The organism is Rossellomorea aquimaris, assembly GCF_001877785.1.
Taxonomy (GTDB): Bacteria; Bacillota; Bacilli; order Bacillales; family Bacillaceae_B; genus Rossellomorea; species Rossellomorea aquimaris_A.
The window spans coordinates 1-418 of record NZ_MINN01000017.1 but is presented as its reverse complement, the minus strand read 5'-3'; the positions used below and the strand labels follow the sequence as shown (position 1 = coordinate 418).

Annotated in this window: 1 pseudogene; it reads left to right on the top strand. The window is 47.8% G+C overall.

Annotated features, from left to right (window positions below):
- Positions 1 to 94: 94 nt before the first annotated feature.
- Positions 95 to 418: pseudogene (locus BHE18_RS00650) on the top strand (hypothetical protein); the annotation flags it as partial.

The following is a 418-nucleotide window of genomic DNA, read 5'->3' as shown; positions in this document are numbered from 1 at the left end:
AAAGGAAGAAATGGAAGAGGGGGACCGTGCGCAAGAAAGGGGAACCGAAGATGTGGAAGGACGAGACTGAAGAGACGTAAACGTAACGGATCGGGTGGAATATAAATACTTTAGAAAAGAAAAGCTATTTTTTTTTTCAGAGATGGTTGAGTTGGCTGAAGCGAAGCTGCATGGCGAAGATGTTTCTCTGGATGCGCTAAAACGTATCCTACGCCCGTGGTTAAGAATGAAAGAGCCGCCAGATACAGTTGTATTGGGTTGCACCCATTTCCCTCTACTACAAGAAGAACTATTACAAGTGCTGCCAGAGGGAACCCGGCTGGTGGATTCTGGCGCAGCGATTGCTCGCCGAACGGCCTGGTTGTTAGAGCATGAAGCCCCGGATGCAAAATCTGCCGATGCGAATATTGCATTTTGT